15 protein-coding genes and 1 other annotated feature are annotated in these 17,536 nt (G+C 47.0%); of the genes, 13 read left to right on the top strand and 2 right to left on the bottom strand.

The window, feature by feature from the left end; translation table 11 throughout:
- Positions 1–97 precede the first annotated feature (97 nt).
- Together BBB58_RS14030 and BBB58_RS14025 are read right to left on the bottom strand one after the other, a co-directional pair.
- Entirely contained in the window at positions 98–1,006 is a 909-nt protein-coding gene (locus tag BBB58_RS14030; RefSeq protein WP_074037763.1) for an alpha/beta fold hydrolase, read from the bottom strand.
- Between the two features lie 14 nt (positions 1,007–1,020).
- Positions 1,021–2,706 carry a formate--tetrahydrofolate ligase gene (locus BBB58_RS14025; RefSeq protein ID WP_074037762.1) on the bottom strand — a complete coding sequence of 562 codons (1,686 nt, stop codon included), beginning with the start codon at positions 2,704–2,706 and terminating at the stop codon, positions 1,021–1,023.
- A gap of 244 nt (positions 2,707–2,950) precedes the next feature.
- On the opposite strand from BBB58_RS14025, the gene BBB58_RS14020 reads away from it, so the two are divergent.
- From BBB58_RS14020 to BBB58_RS13960, 13 genes are all read left to right on the top strand, one after another.
- A complete protein-coding gene (locus BBB58_RS14020) occupies positions 2,951–3,856 on the top strand; it encodes a carbohydrate ABC transporter permease (protein ID WP_208606716.1) in 906 nt (301 codons plus the stop codon).
- Positions 3,853–4,755, top strand: coding sequence for a carbohydrate ABC transporter permease (locus BBB58_RS14015; RefSeq protein ID WP_084543116.1), 903 nt, complete (start codon positions 3,853–3,855; stop codon positions 4,753–4,755). The genes BBB58_RS14020 and BBB58_RS14015 overlap by 4 nt, the downstream gene beginning before the upstream one ends.
- A 104-nt stretch (positions 4,756–4,859) precedes the next feature.
- Positions 4,860–5,100 (top strand) — a binding site (T-box leader).
- Positions 5,101–5,169: 69 nt separating this feature from the next.
- Complete coding sequence (gene asnA, locus BBB58_RS14010; protein ID WP_074037761.1) at positions 5,170–6,150, top strand: aspartate--ammonia ligase; 981 nt, start codon at positions 5,170–5,172, stop codon at positions 6,148–6,150.
- A 160-nt stretch (positions 6,151–6,310) separates the two neighbouring features.
- On the top strand, positions 6,311–7,603 hold the full coding sequence (locus tag BBB58_RS14005; protein WP_074037760.1) for an ABC transporter substrate-binding protein: 1,293 nt from the start codon (positions 6,311–6,313) through the stop codon (positions 7,601–7,603).
- 146 nt (positions 7,604–7,749) lie between these two features.
- On the top strand, positions 7,750–8,934 hold the full coding sequence (locus BBB58_RS14000; protein WP_074037759.1) for a right-handed parallel beta-helix repeat-containing protein: 1,185 nt from the start codon (positions 7,750–7,752) through the stop codon (positions 8,932–8,934).
- A complete protein-coding gene (locus tag BBB58_RS13995) occupies positions 8,921–9,475 on the top strand; it encodes a nitrous oxide reductase accessory protein NosL (protein WP_074037758.1) in 555 nt (184 codons plus the stop codon). Before BBB58_RS14000 ends, BBB58_RS13995 begins: the two co-directional genes overlap by 14 nt.
- A gap of 3 nt (positions 9,476–9,478) precedes the next feature.
- Positions 9,479–10,276 (top strand): ABC-2 transporter permease, encoded by a 798-nt coding sequence (locus tag BBB58_RS13990; protein ID WP_074037757.1) that lies wholly within the window; start codon positions 9,479–9,481, stop codon positions 10,274–10,276.
- A complete protein-coding gene (locus BBB58_RS13985) occupies positions 10,269–10,988 on the top strand; it encodes an ABC transporter ATP-binding protein (RefSeq protein WP_074037756.1) in 720 nt (239 codons plus the stop codon). The genes BBB58_RS13990 and BBB58_RS13985 overlap by 8 nt, the downstream gene beginning before the upstream one ends.
- A gap of 63 nt (positions 10,989–11,051) precedes the next feature.
- Positions 11,052–12,512: an MDR family MFS transporter gene (locus tag BBB58_RS13980; RefSeq protein WP_074037755.1), complete on the top strand. Its 1,461-nt coding sequence runs from the start codon at positions 11,052–11,054 to the stop codon at positions 12,510–12,512.
- Between the two features lie 37 nt (positions 12,513–12,549).
- Positions 12,550–13,650, top strand: coding sequence for a PQQ-dependent sugar dehydrogenase (locus tag BBB58_RS13975; RefSeq protein ID WP_074037754.1), 1,101 nt, complete (start codon positions 12,550–12,552; stop codon positions 13,648–13,650).
- 98 nt (positions 13,651–13,748) lie between these two features.
- Positions 13,749–14,963 (top strand): M48 family metallopeptidase, encoded by a 1,215-nt coding sequence (locus BBB58_RS13970; RefSeq protein WP_074037753.1) that lies wholly within the window; start codon positions 13,749–13,751, stop codon positions 14,961–14,963.
- A 97-nt stretch (positions 14,964–15,060) separates the two neighbouring features.
- Positions 15,061–16,818 (top strand): sensor histidine kinase, encoded by a 1,758-nt coding sequence (locus BBB58_RS13965; protein WP_074037752.1) that lies wholly within the window; start codon positions 15,061–15,063, stop codon positions 16,816–16,818.
- Positions 16,815–17,525, top strand: coding sequence for a response regulator transcription factor (locus BBB58_RS13960; protein WP_074037751.1), 711 nt, complete (start codon positions 16,815–16,817; stop codon positions 17,523–17,525). Before BBB58_RS13965 ends, BBB58_RS13960 begins: the two co-directional genes overlap by 4 nt.
- The last annotated feature ends 11 nt before the right edge of the window (positions 17,526–17,536 follow it).

Here is a 17,536-nt window from a genome sequence, read left to right as displayed (position 1 = left end):
AAAGAAGAAGTAAAAATACAAAAAAGGTAAATGCTTAAAATAATTTTTCTAAAATCAGTTAAATGAAAAATCCCCTTGTAAAAGGGGATTAAGTAAATTAATGGATTCTGTTTTGCTTCATCCAAGCAAGAATATCTGACCATACTTGTTCGCGGTGTGCTTCACGAAGGATTTCATGTCGAGCATTGTCGTAAGTGACGACTGCGAGCTCGACATCTGCATTACGATATTTCTTAATGATTCCGTTCAACCCTTCTCCGTCATGCGTGACAGGATCGTCCATTCCGGCAACGAACAGAACTGGAAGAGACTTCGGATGTTCATGAATCCGTGCAGACGTGGTGACATCTAATGAAGCGCGTGTCACTTCATGTAAAAAACCGAGGGAAGGCAAACCGCCACAATTTGGGTCGGTGAGATAGGAGTCGACTTCGTCTGGAACACTTGAAAGCCAGTCGCTATCCGTTCGAGCAGGTAAAAACTTAAGATTATAACGTCCGAATAACAGTCGTTCAAAAAAACGAGATTGGTGTGTTTCGTGTGTTCGTTTCATCGCGGTAGCAATTAAGCGATGCCCGAGTTCGCCTGCAACTCCTGGATGAGGAGGCGGGGCGACGACGACGATTCCGGATAAGGCGTGCCCCATGACTTGACCGAGCTTTCGAACGAGAAGAGAACCGAAACTATGACCTATTAGATATGTCGGACGATCATCCTCATATTGACGGATTAGGAACTGTGCATCCTCAACAAGTTGTTGGAATCCCGTTCCTGGCGTAAGATGCCCATATGTGCGTTGGTCATGAGCGCTTGTACCCGCACCTCGCAAGTCACACACAAACACATCATAGCCATTATCTGCCATAAACTGTGCAAACTCAATATATCTTTTGTGATGTTCGAGCATCCCGTGAAACATGAATATTTTTCCAATCGATTTCTCTGCCTGAACGTGCATCACTTCTGTTTGATACCCGTCAGGATACGTCAACTCCGATACGATCATGTGTCATCCCCCTATTAGAAAAGGCCGATTGCTTTTCCGGATTCGTCAATTCCCATATTGAGAGCTGCTGGATGTTTCGGTAACCCAGGCATCGTCAACACGTTGCCTGTTAAGGCGACGAGGAATCCTGCTCCCACTGAAGGTTTTAATTCGCGAACAGTGATGGTGAATCCTTGTTGATAACCGAATTTTGAAGGGTCGTCTGAGAGGGAGAACGGTGTCTTCGCCATACAAATGGGAAGGTCCGACCAGCCGTTAGCCTGAACATCTTGCATTTGCTTTTGTGCTTTGGCGGTAAACACGACGTCTGCAGCACCATATACTTCTCTCGCAATGGTTTTAATCTTTTGTTCGATCGAATCGTTCAACTCATACAGAGGCGTAAGTTTGCTTTCGTTCGACTCGACGGCGTCAATGACCGCTTCGGCTAACTGTCGACCACCAAGTCCGCCGTTTGCCCATACTTCGCTGAGCGAAGCACGAATACCGTGTGCCGCACACCAATCAAGAACGGTTGCAAGTTCCTCTTCTGTATCTGAATTGAAACGGTTCAATGCGACGACCGTAGGCAGTCCGAGTTTTTTCATCGTATCGATATGTTTGGCGAGTAATTTCAATCCTTCTCCGACTGCACCGACATTCTCGATGTGAAGCTGATCTTTTGAAACGCCACCGTGCATTTTTAAAGCGCGAACGGTTGCGACGAGTACGACCGCATCCGGATTCAAATCACCGACTCGAGATTTGATATGACAGAACTTTTCTGCCCCGAGATCGGCACCGAACCCAGCTTCCGTCACCACATACTCCCCAAGTTTTAATGCAGTCTTCGTTGCAATCAATGAATTGCATCCGTGCGCGATGTTTGCGAACGGTCCGCCGTGAACGAGTGCAGGCGTTTGTTCGAGCGTTTGGACGAGGTTCGGTTTAAAGGCTTCCTTCAACAGTAATGTCGCCGCCCCGGCCGCCCCGATTTGTTCTGCCGTGATTGGTTCTTTTTGATGGTCATAGGCGACTACGATTCGCTTGATGCGTTCTTCGAGGTCGTCCAATGAATCGGCCAGACAGAGAATCGCCATGATTTCCGAAGCGACGGTAATATCAAATCCGTCCTCACGAGGGACTCCGTGAGCAGGACCACCGAGACCGACCGTGACATGACGAAGTGCGCGGTCGTTTAAGTCAAGGACACGCTTCCAGACGATATGTCGGACATCGATCCCAAGGTCGTTTCCTTGATGCAAGTGATTGTCGATCATGGCACTGATCGTATTATGGGCCGATGTGATCGCATGCATATCACCTGTGAAGTGGAGGTTGATGTCTTCCATCGGGAGAACTTGACTGAAGCCACCACCAGCAGCGCCACCTTTTAGACCCATCGTCGGACCGAGTGAAGGTTCGCGCAGACAGACGATTGCTTGTTTATCCAACTGGTTCAACGCTTGTCCGAGACCGACTGTCACCGTCGATTTTCCTTCACCAGCTGGTGTCGGATTGATCGCTGTGACGAGAACGAGTTTTCCGTCTTCCTGCGTTTTCACACGTTCGAGGACATCGTAAGAAAGTTTAGCTTTATATTTCCCGTAAAGATCTAGATCATCTTCACGTAATCCGATTTTTGTTTTTTTTTCTTTAATCGGCAAGGTTTGGGCTTGTTGGGCAATCGTAAGGTCAGATAATGGTTTCGTCGTTGTCATTCAAAAAGTCCCTCCGTTTATCGAACGATATCTTTTTATTCTCTTTTAATCATTCGGAAATTTCGGATTAAAATATGAATCAAGGCAAATCATATTTAATCCGTTCGTATTATCATTGATTTTATCATAACTCATCACGCCTTCAAATTCATTCATTCCGTTCAATATTTTCCACCCTTTCCGTCAAATGTATCCGTTTTCATTAAGGGTTTGACACGATACAGTGATAGTGGAGGCGATACACATGACTGAGACTACTAAACGGACGAAACGCAGAGGGAATTGGAAGAAACCTGCGAGCTTTATAGCATTTGTTGGACCTGCTTTTCTGGCATTTGTCGCAATCGTACTCATCCCATTTTTTAATGGCATTTACTATAGTTTCACTGATTGGAACGGTGTGACCGGAGAACTCAACTTTGTCGGATTGGATAACTATCATCGCTTGTTCTTTGAAGATGAGCAGTTCCGCGCTTCTTTTTGGATTACGACGAAATATACGCTTGTGTCTGTCCTATTGACGAATATCGTCGGTTTCTCATTGGCGCTATTATTGACGATGAACATTAAGACGCGAAACTTCCTACGCACAATTTTCTTCATGCCGAACTTGATCGGTGGCTTAATTCTTGGGTTCATCTGGCAGTTCATTTATGTAAAAGGATTTGCCTCGATCGGTGCGTTGACGGGGTGGAGCCTGTTCGAATTACCATGGCTCGGAGATGCGCAAACGGCATTTTGGGGAATCGTGATTGTCGCCATCTGGCAAGGTGGCGGGTATGTCATGGTCATCTACATCGCGGCGCTACAAAACGTGCCGACTGATTTGATGGAGGCGGCACGAATTGATGGGGCGAATCGTCTTAAGATGCTCCGCCATATCACGCTACCGATGATTATGCCATCGATTACCATCTGTTTGTTCCTGACCATCTCTTGGTCATTCAAAGTGTTTGATACGAACTTGTCGCTCACGAATGGTGGACCGTTCAAATCGACCGAGATGTTAGCCTTAAATATCTATACGGAGTCTTTTGTGAATAATAATTATGGTCTCGGGTCAGCGAAGGCGGTCATCTTCTTCTTGGTCGTGGCTGCGATTACGGTGACGCAAGTGAACGTAAAAAAAAAACGGGAGGTGGAAGCATGACGACGGAAAAATTGGAACATGTCGAGAGAAACGTAGAGAAGACACCGAAGCGTATCCCGCAGCGTCCACTTCGCCCGGGAACGTATTCTTGGAACCTTGGAATTATTGAGCTCGTCGCCATCTTGCTCGGACTACTCTATTTGGTCCCGTTCTATTACGTTGTCGCCAACTCGTTCAAATCGATGGCTGAAATCTTTACGAATACGTCCGCCTTACCGAACGAGTGGTTGACCTCAAACTATACAGAAGCATGGGAAGCGATGAATTATGGACGTGTCTTTTTGAACTCCCTTCTCATCACGGTCGGAGCGAATGCGGTCATTGTCATCTTCACCTCGATGGCGGCATGGAAACTCGTTCGGACGAAACATTGGGTTTCCACAATGATCTTTTTCTTGTTCGTGGCAGCGATGGTCATTCCGTTCCAGTCCATCATGATTCCGCTCGTGAAAGTTTCGAGTATCCTCGGTCTGTTGAATAGTCATTGGGGCCTGATTGTCATGTATCTAGGTTTTGGGTCTGGTATCTCAGTATTCCTTTATCACGGATTCATGAAGTCGATTCCTGAGGAGATTGAAGAAGCCGCCATCATCGACGGTTGCTCGACATGGGGTGTCTTCTGGCGCATCGTCTTTCCGCTTCTCAAGCCGATCACGGTGACAATCGTCATCTTGAACAGTCTATGGATTTGGAATGACTTCTTATTACCATCGCTTGTTCTTCGTGATGTCGAGTTACGGACCATCCCGCTCGCGACATTCTATTTCTTTGGACAGTACACGAAACAATGGGATTTGGCATTAGCAGGTTTAGTGTTAGGAATCGTTCCCCTTCTGGTCTTTTTCTTCGGCATTCAAAAGCATATCATCAAAGGGATCACAAGCGGTTCGATTAAATAACCCTCCCAAGGGAATCCTCCGTTCGCTACACGGAGGATTATTTTTTTTGAAAAAAATCGTTGACATTAATCTGAATATTTATAATAATGAACTCAATTCAATTGTGAACGACGTCGAAAGGACGAGTACACGAAGGTAGTGAGCCAAGCGATCCGGGGGTGGTGTGAGCCCGGTCTTAACCCTTCGTCGAAAAACTTCCTGGAGTCGCTACCCGAACGCTTTGCCAGTAGACGTAGCCGGACCGCTCCCCGTTATCGGAGTTACGAGATGATTGTCTCGAAAAAGTGAGTAGATTCGTCTACTAATTTGGGTGGCACCGCGGAACCGAAGTCTTCCGTCCCATGTTCGATGGGAATGGAGGGCTTTTTTTCATGGCTTCATTTTCAAATATTCCACAATTGGAGGAAACGGAAAATGACAACAGCAACAAGCACGATGAAAGAAAGACAGCAGACGATTGCAGCAGTAAAGGCACTCTTTGAGGAGAAAGTCTCACGTGAACTCGGACTGATTCAAGTACAAGCACCGCTATTCGTCGAATCGGCGAGTGGGGTCAACGATCACTTGAACGGTGTGGAGCGTATCATTCAGTTTGATACGATGTATCCGGGACATGAACTTGAAATCGTTCAGTCACTCGCGAAATGGAAACGTGAAGCGCTCGGTCGTTACGGATTCGGTGTCGGTGAAGGATTGTACACTCAGATGCGTGCCATTCGACGCGACGAAGAACTCGACGCGACACATTCTTTATTCGTCGATCAGTGGGACTGGGAACGAGTGATTGCTCGAGAAGAACGGACGATGGAATATTTGAAAGCAACGGTGGAGTCGATTTACGCTGCGCTCCGTGAAACAGAAGCGGAAGTAGAGAAAGCGTACGGTGTTGAAGCCATTCTTCCGGAAATGATTCATTTCATCACGAGTCAGGAGTTGGAGGATACGTATCCGACGATGACGCCGAAAGAACGTGAAACGGCTATCTGTAAAGAGTACGGTGCGGTCTTCATCTCACAAATCGGAGATCTTCTCGCTTCAGGTATGAAACACGATGGACGAGCGGCAGACTATGATGATTGGTCGCTTAACGGAGACATTCTCGTGTGGCACCCTGAGCTCGAGTCAGCATTTGAACTGTCATCGATGGGCATTCGTGTCGACGAAGTGGCACTTGATGCGCAACTGAAGAAAGCAGACGCGGAAGAGAAGCGCGCGTACCCATTCCATCAAGGAGTGCTCGAAGGAACGCTTCCTCTTACAATCGGGGGCGGAATCGGACAATCGCGTGTCGCAATGTATCTCTTGCGCGCGCGTCATATCGGAGAAGTGCAAACATCGGTCTGGCCGCAAGAAGTCATTCAATCGTGTAAAGAAGCTGGCATCAGCTTGTTGTAATATAAATAAGAAGAAACACGGAACAGGACTAAAAAAAAGAGTCCTGTTTTTCTGTGCAACTTTTTCCACCCTATCCGTCAATTTTGACACCTACATTGTGGAAGCGTTTTCATTTAAAGTTGAGTTTGTAAAGATGGATAAGGTTAAGGGAGGAAATGAGATGAAACGGAAGTGGAAATTGTCTACAGCGGTCATGACGGCTGGAATGGTCTTATCACTCGCGGCTTGCGGCGGCGGATCACTCACGGACGAAGGTTCTTCTGAAGGGAATGCAGATAGTGGCGACAAAAAAGACGTCACGTTAAACGTCTTCCAATTCAAAGCAGAGATTGCGAAAGACCTTGAAGCGATGGCAAAAGAGTATGAAGGGGAAACGGGTGTGAAAGTCACGGTTCAAACCGTCGGTGGTGGAGCAGACTACGGTGCGGCCCTCAAATCACAATTCGCCTCAGGAAATGAACCGGATATCTTCAACAACGGTGGATTCACGGAAGCACAAACATGGAAAGATAAACTCGAGGACCTCTCAAGCGAGAAGTGGGTCGGAGATTTGACAGAAGTCGCCAAAGAGCCGATGACGATGGACGGTAAACTGTACGGAATGCCAATGAACCTCGAAGGTTACGGATTTATCTATAATAAAGAACTATTTGAAAAAGCAGGGATCAAAGAGTTACCGAAAACACTCTCTGAACTGACAGATGCTGCTGAGAAACTTGAGCAAGCGGGAATCACACCGTTCTCTGTCGGTTATGCAGAGTTCTGGATTTTAGGAATCCACTTGTTGAACATTCCGATGGCGCAACAAGACGACCCGGATGCATTTATTCAAGCGCTCAATGAGAATAAAGCGAAGTTTGAAGACAATGAACAGTTCCAAGAGTTTTTGAAGCTGTTTTATTTGACGATTAAATACGGAAAAAAAAACCCGTTGACGACGGACTACAATACACAAGTCACACAGTTCGCCCAAGGAGAGACAGCAATGCTCCAACAAGGGAACTGGGCACAACAAATGATCCTCGACGTAAATCCAGATATGGAGATGGGCTTCGTCCCAATCCCAATCAATGACGATGCGGAGAAGATGGACCGACTTCCGGTCGGTGTCCCGAACAACTGGGTCGTCAACAAAAATTCGAAGTATAAAGAAGAAGCGAAAGACTTCTTAGAGTGGGTGGCGACGTCGGATACAGGGAAAGACTACATGGTCAACAAGTTCAAGTTCATCCCTGCCTTCAAGTCGATTGAAGCCAACGACCTTGGACCACTCGCTGACGATATCTTGGCGTATTCGAATGAAGGGAAGACCATCTCTTGGAACTGGTTTAAGTATCCGGATGGAGCAGTGAATGAATATGGTGCCCTTATGCAGGCATATGTCAGAAAAAAAAAAACAGGTGAAGAGATGCTTCAGGACTTCACGAAAGTATGGCAAGACAAAGTGAAATAAGCATGGCACAGACGGTGAAACGACCCCTTCACCGTCTGTGTTTTTTTTATGAAGAAATTGTCACAGGAATCCCATATAAACCACACACATACCGGTGGGGGTTTCAGTAGAATGGATGTTGTAAGCGCTTATTAGAAGGAGGGGGCATGAAACGAATATTGAGTTGTATCCTATTTTTCTGTTGTTTTACACAGGTAGAGGCGGAAGAACACTCGATTCCGTTGACTGAACCCATCGTCATTGAGTCGAATGAGCATGTGGATGGAGACGGAAAAACATATACGAGTTGTGGCCATCCCGCATTTATCATGCGTGGAACCGGTGCTGTTCTCGAACGTGTATCAGTACAACAATGTGAGAACGACGATGTACCAGCCATCCAAGTATCTGGTCTCGGACATCAACTGCTTGATGTGTCGATCGAGTCCGCTGGTACTGGACTATTGATTGAGGATAGTTATGGAGTTCGAGTCACACGAATGTCCATTGACGGGAATGGACAGGCGGATGGGATGGTGCTCCTTGATAGTGAGGCGACCGAACTGCGTGGAGTTGTAGTGAAGAGAGTGAGAGACGGGATATACATAGAGAATGGATCTCGGCACACAATCGTTCGACCGGTCGTTTCGCATTCACGCTACGGCATTCACTTGATGTTTCCGACTGACGTGGTGATTTCGGTGCCCGAACTCCATCATAATTTGACCGGTGCGATGATTATGGGAACGAATCGAGTCGTCTTAAAAAATGGGAATGTACACGACCAGTTCGGTGGAACGGCGACGGGGCTGATGCTCTATGAGGCAATCGATACGACCATCGAGATGACGAACGTATCTGGAAATCATATCGGCTTGTTCGCGGAGCAGTCAGTAGGAACGATTCTTGAACGGAATACGATTAACGGCAACGATATCGGCTTTCAATTCAAGCAAGCAACGGGGATGATGATTCTTCAAAATAACCTGTTAGGAAATCGTGAACCGGTGACGATGGTCGAGTCGCATGACAACGTTGTACAAGGAAATGTCTGGGGCGGGACGACGTTGGACCTAGATCGTGACGGGTATAGCGAAGTCCCATTTCAAACCGAACCGTACTTGTTCTTATTAACTGATTCATATGAAGCGCTAGAATTATTATACGGGTCCCCGGGACTTCTCCTATTAGAAAACATTCTGAGAAGTCCGAATGATGTATCGTTGACGGACCTTTCACCGCAAACCTATACAGCAAGGTGGGAGTGGAACGGTTCGATTTGGAATTTAGGGAGTATCATTTTACTTATTATCATTTGGATATTTGGGAGGAAACGACATGAAATCGTATAAACAAGTAGCAGGATTATTATCCATCGCAGGATTATCATTGGCACTCGGAGCATGTTCGAGTGCATCGGCAGAACCGTTTGAAATCAAATGGGGCGAAACAGAGTGTGAAGTGTGTAAAATGAAAGTCATGGATAAGCAGTTCGCAGCGGAAGCCATCATGAAAAAAGAAAAAGGATATGCGTTTGATGACATCGGTTGTCTCATGCGTGATTGGTATCCTGAAAAAAAAGAAGAAGATATTGCTGCGATGTACGTGAAAGATTTCAATACGAAAGATTGGGTCGAATTAGACGAAGCGATGTTCGTGTACGACAAAGAGTCGAAAACACCAATGGCGTACAATATTCTCTCGTTCGCGAAAGAGGCTGATGCTGAAGCCTATATCGAAGAGAATGGTGGAGATATGATGGACTTCGAACAATTGAAAGACCATTCGTGGGAGCGCGGCGAGATGCACATGAAGATGGATGGCGAAGGCTCAATGGATCAAATGGATCAAGATAGCGAAATGGACATGGATACAGAAGAAGAAGGGCAATAATCGATGTCACTGTGGCGAATGGAATGGGCGCGGAGTCTGAGACAGCGTGAGAACTATGTATTCTTAGTTATATGGATTCTCACGCTCGTTCTACTCGGAGGACTCGGACAAGCACTACCGGTTGCTGCGGACTATACAAACGTAAGTGCGACGCTCATCACGGTGCTCGGTCTGTTACTTCCTCTTTTCATCTTATTGACGACAGCGCTTCATTGGGGACAGGAACAGGAATCGAAGCGATTGAATCTCCTCTCAACATTTACCTATCCTAAATGGAAGTTGATTTTAGTCCGATTCAGTTCATTTCTTGTGACACAAGGACTTATTCTGCTGTTGGCTTTCCTCGTTGCTTCGCTCGTTGTCGGACAATCAGGTGAGACTTGGATGATTTTGTTTTCCTACGCGATTGGATTAACAATCTACGCGACAGCGCTCGGAACTTTGCTTGGACTAATCGCGCGCAAGCGGATTCGAGCGATGCTATTGGCCTTCCTCACATGGACGATCCTCGTGTTGCTTTGGCCAACGCTTCTCGTGACCATCGTTTCCTGGCTCCCTTACGGTATGCAAGTGAACGCCATGATTGTGGCGCTGTTTCTGAATGGATTTGACTTGATGCGTGTATGGGCCAGTACGATTGTATCCTCTTCAGATGTGTTTGGGGATGTCTATCTCCACCTGTTGAATTGGATGCATCGACCGATTGGATACGCTGGAGTCTGGTTGAGCTTGCTTACGGCAAGTGGTTTCTTGTTATCACTTGCCTCGACGGTGATGTACGGAGGGAATCGTCATGATTAACTGTTTGGATGTAGGGAAAAAATACGGTGATTCGTGGTCACTCCATCCTATTCGTGAAGATATCGTCTCGGGGAAAATCGTGGCGTTGTGTGGAAGCAATGGTGCCGGAAAATCGACGCTGTTGAATCTGATGAATGGTACCATCAAACCGAGTACCGGCAACATTCAATTGAATGGTTATACGATCAAACAACGCGCGAAATATAATGAGAGTTTTGGCTATATGCCGGATGATTTCTATTTTGATGAGGCATGGACAGTTGAGGAGACATTCATCTACTACGCTACCTTGCAAGGGGCACATCCGACTCTGGATATTTTAAAACGAGTCGGTCTGTACGAGCATAAACGAAAGCGCGTCTCCGAACTCTCAAAAGGGATGCGGCAACGTCTCTTGTTATCTCAAGCTCTTGTAAGCGAACCAGACATCTTGTTGTTGGATGAACCGACGAACGGACTCGATCCGCTATGGATGCAAATGCTCAGCGAACTATTGCGACAAGAGGCCAAACGGGGGGCGACCATCGTGTTTTCAACGCATCAACTTGACGTCGCCGCCATGTTGGCAGATGAGGTCTGGATGATGCGAGCGGGTGCTGTTTGTGGGAAGGTATATGTTCAAGAAGAACAAGCCGCATATGAACGACTAAGAGAATTCTTTTTCGAATCGAATTATGACACTTGTCAAATGGACGCGGCTCGCACAAAATAATAGACAGTTGAAGTGGTGCTCGGAACCTTCCGACGCCACTATTTTTTTGGGGAGTTTGAATGGATGAGAAAAAATGTGACGGTTGCCCTCTTATTGGCAACCTTTTTAGCAGCGATTGAAGGGACGGTCGTATCGGTTGCGACACCGGTCATCGCCAGTGAGTTGAACGGAGCGACGCTCGTCAGCTGGGTATTTGCCGCTTTCTTACTTTTTACAGCGGTTTCGACACCGATTTATGGAAAAGTGGCAGACTTATTCGGGCGAAAGCGCGTCCTGTTGTTTGGAATCGGGTTGTTCACCGTGTCTTCATTGTTATGTGGGTTAGCGACATCGATGGAACAACTCATTGTCTTTCGGGCGCTGCAAGGTCTCGGGGCCGGAGCCGTGCTTCCGATTTCGATGACGATTATTGGAGATTTATATAAATACGAAGAGCGTGGGAAAATTCAAGGAATTCTAAGTGCGGTCTGGGGTGTATCGGGTGTGCTTGGCCCCGTCATCGGTGGATTTTTGGTCGAAACGTTGTCTTGGCGTTACGTATTCTTATTAAACGTGCCATTTGCGTTACTCTCGTTCATCATGATTATCGTCTTTTATAAAGAAACCGTCGCTGAAACGAGCGAGCGGATTGATTTGAAAGGTGCTCTCTTGTTCGCTGGAGGAACGACCGCGTTTTTATACGCCTTGATCACGTTCAGTGAAACGAATGAATGGACGACGACCATCGTCGGGAGTGGCGTAATTAGTCTTGTTTTGTTAGGGGGATTCTTCCTATCGGAAAGAAGAGCAACCTCTCCTTTATTGCCGTTTGATTTGCTCAAGCAACCAACGATTGCGGCCATCAACGGCTCTGTCTTTTTTGCAGCTTGGGTACTCGTTTCAATGTCAGCTTACATCCCAATTTGGGCGCAAGCAGTATTAGGAAAAACAGCAACCGAGGCTGGATTCATGTTGATGCCGTTGTCTGTTGCATGGACATTCACATCGATTATCGGAGGACGGACGCTCGGTGTGGCATCCCCGAGACGTCGCGCGTTGGTTGGTATGGGGTTACTCGTCATCGGAACCCTCACGTTGACACTCTTATCTCAATCAAGCTCGGATTTCTGGGTATATGGTGCGGTGGCTTTGATTGGGGTAGGATTCGGATTGTCACAGCCGATGTTTATCGTCGTCTTACAAACCGTCGTTTCCTATCAGCAACGAGGAACGGCGACTGCGACCAACTCCTTCTTAAGTACGGTCGGTCAAACGCTCGGTGTAGCAGTCTTTGGAGCCGTCTTTAACTTTGTCGTACTCAATGATTTTAAAGAAAGCAGCTCCTTATCCCAAGTGTCTTTGGAAGACTTCTTCAATCAAAGTGTGACGGAGACGTTAAGCGCGTCTGTCCGTCTGCAAGGTGAACAGATTATTGCGATCGGACTAAACAGTATCTTCATCGGGGCGATGATTGCGGCCGTGATTGCATTCATCATCGCTACCCGTTTGCCGGCCCGCCCACCGGAACCTTCACAGCGCTCGTAAAACAAGGGTATGATGAAGGAAAGGGAGGCGAACCGACATGAAACGTCAAATTGGGATTGTGACACTATTGTTTCTTATGGGATGTACGCCAGAACCGACGAACGAAGGTACGGAGCCACCACCTGCTGAAGAATCGACTCGTGATGAGTCGGCAACATCTGAAGAATCGAATACCACTAAAGAGACGGAACTGAACATCGGGGAAGTGACCGCCGTCGCTGAGAATCTAGAGATCCCGTGGTCACTCGCTCGAAGTGCGGACAAATGGTTCGTATCGGAACGTGGTGGGACCATCACGGTAATCGATGATTCCGGTAGCGCGACGCAATCTGACGTGAACTTGGACGAAGACGTATTTGAGATTGGTGAAGGAGGATTCCTCGGCATCGCGCTGAGCGACGATTTTGAATCGAGTGGCATCCTTTACGCATATCATACGTACGGTTCATCGGGAAGAGACGTCAAGAACCGGGTGGTAGAGTTGACGTGGGATGGAGAACGTTTCGAGGAAACTGGTGTCTTGATTGACGAGATACCAGGGGCACGTTTCCATAACGGTGGACGTCTATTAGTCGATGGAGCGTATCTTTGGGTGACGACGGGCGATGCGCTCGTGCCAGAACTTGCTCAAAACGAGTCATCTTTGGCGGGGAAGATTTTACGAATTCCATTATCGGGTGAAGGTGAACCGACCGACTGGATTTATTCGCTTGGTCATCGAAACCCTCAAGGACTCAGCCGGATGGATGATACGCTTTATGCGAGTGAGCATGGGGCGAGTGGACATGACGAGGTCAACGTGATAGAAGAAGGAAACAATTATGGATGGCCACTCATTGAGGCAAACGAGGAACGAGAAGGTCTCATCACGCCATGGTTTGAAGTTGGTGAGACGTCTTGGGCACCATCTGGAATTGCGACCGATGAACGGTACGTATACATGGCGACACTTCGGAATGAGCGGCTCGTGGCCATCGATCGTGAAACGAAGCAAGTCACGACAATTGTCGAAGGGGTAGGACGGATTCGTGATGTGTGGTTGAACGACGATACGTTGTATTTTATTTCGAACAATACGGACGGACGAGGCAATCCGCAATCGCAAGACGACAAACTCTATCAAGTGACCATCCGCTAGAAACTGACGAATCCGTCAGTTTCTATTTTTTTTCGTTGTTTCTTCTGGAAGGAACGGTATAATTAAACATGTATTTTGGAAAAAGAAGGGGAATTTAGATGAATCATTCAAACTTGGTACATAAACGAGAAAATTTATACTTCTCATTATTAGTCGCAGCAAGCGTACTCGTCTTGATTTTAGGAATCGTACTGACGATTGCATCGTTCGGTCTTTTCTTGTGGATCATCGGGACGATCGTAGCACTCTCAATGTTTACGCACTGGATTCAAATCGGGTATATTCGGACGAACGGTGTCAAGGTGACGCCTCGTCAGTTCACAGAGCTTCATGAGCTGGTTCAACGCGTCGGGGCTGAGATGGGGATTCGTTTGTTGCCAGATGTGTATATCTTACAGGCCGGTGGTGTGTTAAATGCTTTCGCCACGCGATTCTTCCAAAAGAATATGGTCATCTTATATTCTGATGTCGTGGAATTGACACGTACTGGACAGGCGAAAGAAGTCGAGTTTGTCATCGCACATGAATTGGCACATATTCGTCGGAACCACGTTCAAAAACAATGGGTTGTCTTACTTGGTAGCATCATTCCGTTTTTAGGATCAGCTTATTCGCGTGCATGTGAGTATACGTGTGACCGGATGGCAGCGCATTATCTTCAAGATTTTGGAGCGTCGAAACAAGCGTTGACCGTACTTGCGATCGGGGGACCGCTCGCGAAAGAAGTGAATGAGTTTGACTATCTGTATGAAGCGAGCAGAGAGAACGGATTCATCGCGAAATATAGTGAACTGTTGTCGACGCATCCGACGTTACCGAAACGCATTGCAGCGATTGCGACACATGCGGGCGAAGAAAACGTACCGGTCTTTAAAACAGCGGGATATGTGAAAGCCTCTATCATTTCGATGATTCTATTGACTGTCATCGGTAACGGAGCAATCATCGCCTTGCTCGTCATGAACGATGATTTATCTGACTTTGTCGCATCGGCAATGAGCGAAGATCTCGAAGAGGATTGGGGAATGGAATTAGGTGAACCGATTCAAGAATTGACGTTCATGAATGCGAGTTATGAAGAAATTGAAGCGGAACTGGCAAACGTGACGGATGTGAACATTCAAGACGAATATGGGGAAACACCACTCCATAACTTGTTCTATAATGACGACATCGATCCTGAGACGGTCCTCCTCTTACTTGATCACGGTGCAGACGTGACCATCGAGAACGAAGAGGGGATGACACCGATTGATGTGGCACGAGAAATGGGACACGGACCACAACTCATTGATTTAATGGAATCCTATTAATAGTCGCTGAATCCTTGTTTCGAAAGAAATGAGGATTCTTTTTTATGATTTTTTCAAACGTTTGCATAACGCGTGATATACTCATGGGGTAGGGGGGATGTCGGTGAATAGCATTCGGACAAAGTTAACAGGAATGATTGCATTAACCATCATCGTGCCAGTCATTATCGCGACAATCATTTCATTTTGGTATGTGGAGGATCGAGAACGTGAACGCGGTCTTGAAATGACGGAATGGTCGCTTGAACGGGGGACGCGTCAGATGGAACGCTATATCTCTGACTTGAGTCGCTTGCCGACTAGCCTATACGCGGATCGTGACGTATTGGACATATTGGAATACGGACCGGGACTATCGTTAAGAGAAACGGAGATTGAAGTGCGACGAGCGCTCCTCGCAATGTATTTGTCACGTGAAGACGTGGCGCAAATTCAGCTGTTGATGCTTGAAGACATGGATTCGTTCGCAGCGTATAAAATGAAAGTATCACCGCGTTCCAAAAAAGAACCGAGCGCTGTCCAACGACAGTTGTTGAATAATCCGAAAAGTCGTGTCCTGCTTGAAGCATCACATCCGCTCATTCCGTATCATGATTTCGGACCAATCATGACACAAGAAGATGTCGTCACCCTCCATTTCAGACTCGATAAAATTGAAACGGACGAACCGCTCGCGATTCTGTCGCTCGATATCCCGGAAGATCTGTTCATCGGACAGTTGGCTTCTCTTCAAAATAGTCCGGAGGAAAGTCTATGGTTCGTTGGTGAGGACAATCGTGTGTTCGCCCATCTTGGAGATGGCGAGATTCCTTCGTCGTTTCAACCGAGATCGCTCTCGACCGATGGAAATCATCATCAAATCACGAAAACATTTGAGTTCGACCATCAGCAATTCTATGTCGGGAAGTCGATTCCAGATCAGCTCTTGACGGAGCCGGCTTCACGAACATCGTTCATTATTTTGTTAGTCGGAATCATCTCACTCATTCTGGCATTGATTGGCGCCACGTACGCCTCGATGAAACTGACGACTCCGATTAAGACGTTGACCTCGAACATTTGGCGAATTGAGCAAGGTGATATGACGGTCTCGTTCGATTCCCTCGGAAATGATGAGTTCGGCGTACTCGGGAGACAGTTCAAGCGGATGATTGAGCGAATCGACGATCTGATTCAACGGGAGTATAAGCTTGCCTTAGAGAACCGAACGAATGAACTACGTGCCTTACAGGCGCAAACTAATCCGCACTTCTTATTCAATGCGTTACAGTCGATCGGCACACTGGCTTTAAAGGGAGATGGCAAAACCGTCTATCGATTGATCACACAACTCTCTTCGATGATGCGATATACGATGCATCCAGAAGAGTCGATGGTCACGCTAAAGAGAGAAATCGAGCATTTGAACTCATACATTCGCCTGCAAGACGTTCGTTTTCCAAATCAGTTTCAAGTGAGCGTCTCAGTCCCTGAGGACCTCCATGAACTGATTGTTCCAAAGATGATTTTACAGCCGCTCGCAGAGAACTTTTTCAAACATGGATTCGAGCGAGACGGCTCGGCTTTAGCGAATCGATTTGACGTGATGGTCTGGATGGAAGGGGCGACACTCGTGATTCGCTGTGAGAACAGCGGACGTTCCTTGACGACGGAAGAATGGGAACGGGTCATGTCACGTATTGAACAAGGGGACTCGACATTTTATGACACAGAGGGTACAGGATTACGAAACATTCGTGATCGACTCATGTTAAACTATAATCGGGAGGCAGAATTTATGTTGGCTACACCTGAAACAGGCGGTTTTCGAATCATGATGCGTTTCCCGGCAACGGATGAAGGGGTGGCATCATGACGAAAGTGTTGATTGTAGATGATGAATCTCCAGTAAGGGAAGCGGTAAAATTACTCGGCGAATGGGAGCGGTTCGGTGTGAAGGCCGTACTCGAGGCGAAGAACGGACTTGAGGCAAAGGCGCTCATCGAGCAGGAGCGACCGGCTTTAATTCTATCGGATATTCAAATGCCACATTGTGATGGAATCGAGCTGATGGAGTGGGTACACGACCACGCTTCATCCTCTAAGCTCGTTGTGTTGACAGGTTACGATGAATATTCGTACATGCGCCGGGCCATCCAGTACGGGAGCTTTGATTATCTGTTGAAGCCGATCGACCCGGATGTACTAAACGATACGTTGTCACGGGCGTTAGCGGGCGTGATGACGGAGTCGAGTGAAGATCCGATTGCCCAAATTGGTACGTACATTGAACAGCACTTTGCGGAAGAGCTGAGTTTGCAAGGAATGAGTGAACGGTTTTACTTAAGTCGGGAGTATATCTCACGACGATTTAAACAACAATATGGCGTGAATCTATCTGAGTACGTGTTGACAATTCGGATGAATGAAGCAAAGCGCCTGTTAGAAACGAGTAGACAGCGTATCTATGAAGTCGCCCAAGCAGTCGGCTTTTCGGACGACAAATATTTCCGAAAGGTCTTTAAAAAACAAGTCGGTGTTACTCCGAACGAATTTCGGGAACAAGTTCAACGACAAGCTTAAAGGAGGAATTC

The sequence above is a fragment of the Exiguobacterium profundum genome (genome assembly GCF_001909285.1).
Lineage (GTDB): Bacteria > Bacillota > Bacilli > Exiguobacteriales > Exiguobacteriaceae > Exiguobacterium > Exiguobacterium profundum.
This window is presented reverse-complemented; position numbering and strand designations above follow the sequence as displayed.

Excerpts from the sequence above, each read along its gene's own strand:
- BBB58_RS13965 (WP_074037752.1), top strand. The coding sequence starts at position 15,061 with ATGTCGGTGAATAGCATTCGGACAAAGTTAACAGGAATGATTGCATTA.
- BBB58_RS14005 (WP_074037760.1), top strand. The coding sequence starts at position 6,311 with ATGAAACGGAAGTGGAAATTGTCTACAGCGGTCATGACGGCTGGAATG.
- BBB58_RS14030 (WP_074037763.1), bottom strand. The coding sequence starts at position 1,006 with ATGATCGTATCGGAGTTGACGTATCCTGACGGGTATCAAACAGAAGTG.
- BBB58_RS13970 (WP_074037753.1), top strand. The coding sequence starts at position 13,749 with ATGAATCATTCAAACTTGGTACATAAACGAGAAAATTTATACTTCTCA.
- BBB58_RS14020 (WP_208606716.1), top strand. The coding sequence starts at position 2,951 with ATGACTGAGACTACTAAACGGACGAAACGCAGAGGGAATTGGAAGAAA.
- asnA (WP_074037761.1), top strand. The coding sequence starts at position 5,170 with ATGACAACAGCAACAAGCACGATGAAAGAAAGACAGCAGACGATTGCA.
- BBB58_RS13980 (WP_074037755.1), top strand. The coding sequence starts at position 11,052 with ATGAGAAAAAATGTGACGGTTGCCCTCTTATTGGCAACCTTTTTAGCA.
- BBB58_RS13975 (WP_074037754.1), top strand. The coding sequence starts at position 12,550 with ATGAAACGTCAAATTGGGATTGTGACACTATTGTTTCTTATGGGATGT.
- BBB58_RS13985 (WP_074037756.1), top strand. The coding sequence starts at position 10,269 with ATGATTAACTGTTTGGATGTAGGGAAAAAATACGGTGATTCGTGGTCA.
- BBB58_RS14025 (WP_074037762.1), bottom strand. The coding sequence starts at position 2,706 with ATGACAACGACGAAACCATTATCTGACCTTACGATTGCCCAACAAGCC.
- BBB58_RS13990 (WP_074037757.1), top strand. The coding sequence starts at position 9,479 with ATGTCACTGTGGCGAATGGAATGGGCGCGGAGTCTGAGACAGCGTGAG.
- BBB58_RS14000 (WP_074037759.1), top strand. The coding sequence starts at position 7,750 with ATGAAACGAATATTGAGTTGTATCCTATTTTTCTGTTGTTTTACACAG.
- BBB58_RS13960 (WP_074037751.1), top strand. The coding sequence starts at position 16,815 with ATGACGAAAGTGTTGATTGTAGATGATGAATCTCCAGTAAGGGAAGCG.
- BBB58_RS14015 (WP_084543116.1), top strand. The coding sequence starts at position 3,853 with ATGACGACGGAAAAATTGGAACATGTCGAGAGAAACGTAGAGAAGACA.
- BBB58_RS13995 (WP_074037758.1), top strand. The coding sequence starts at position 8,921 with ATGAAATCGTATAAACAAGTAGCAGGATTATTATCCATCGCAGGATTA.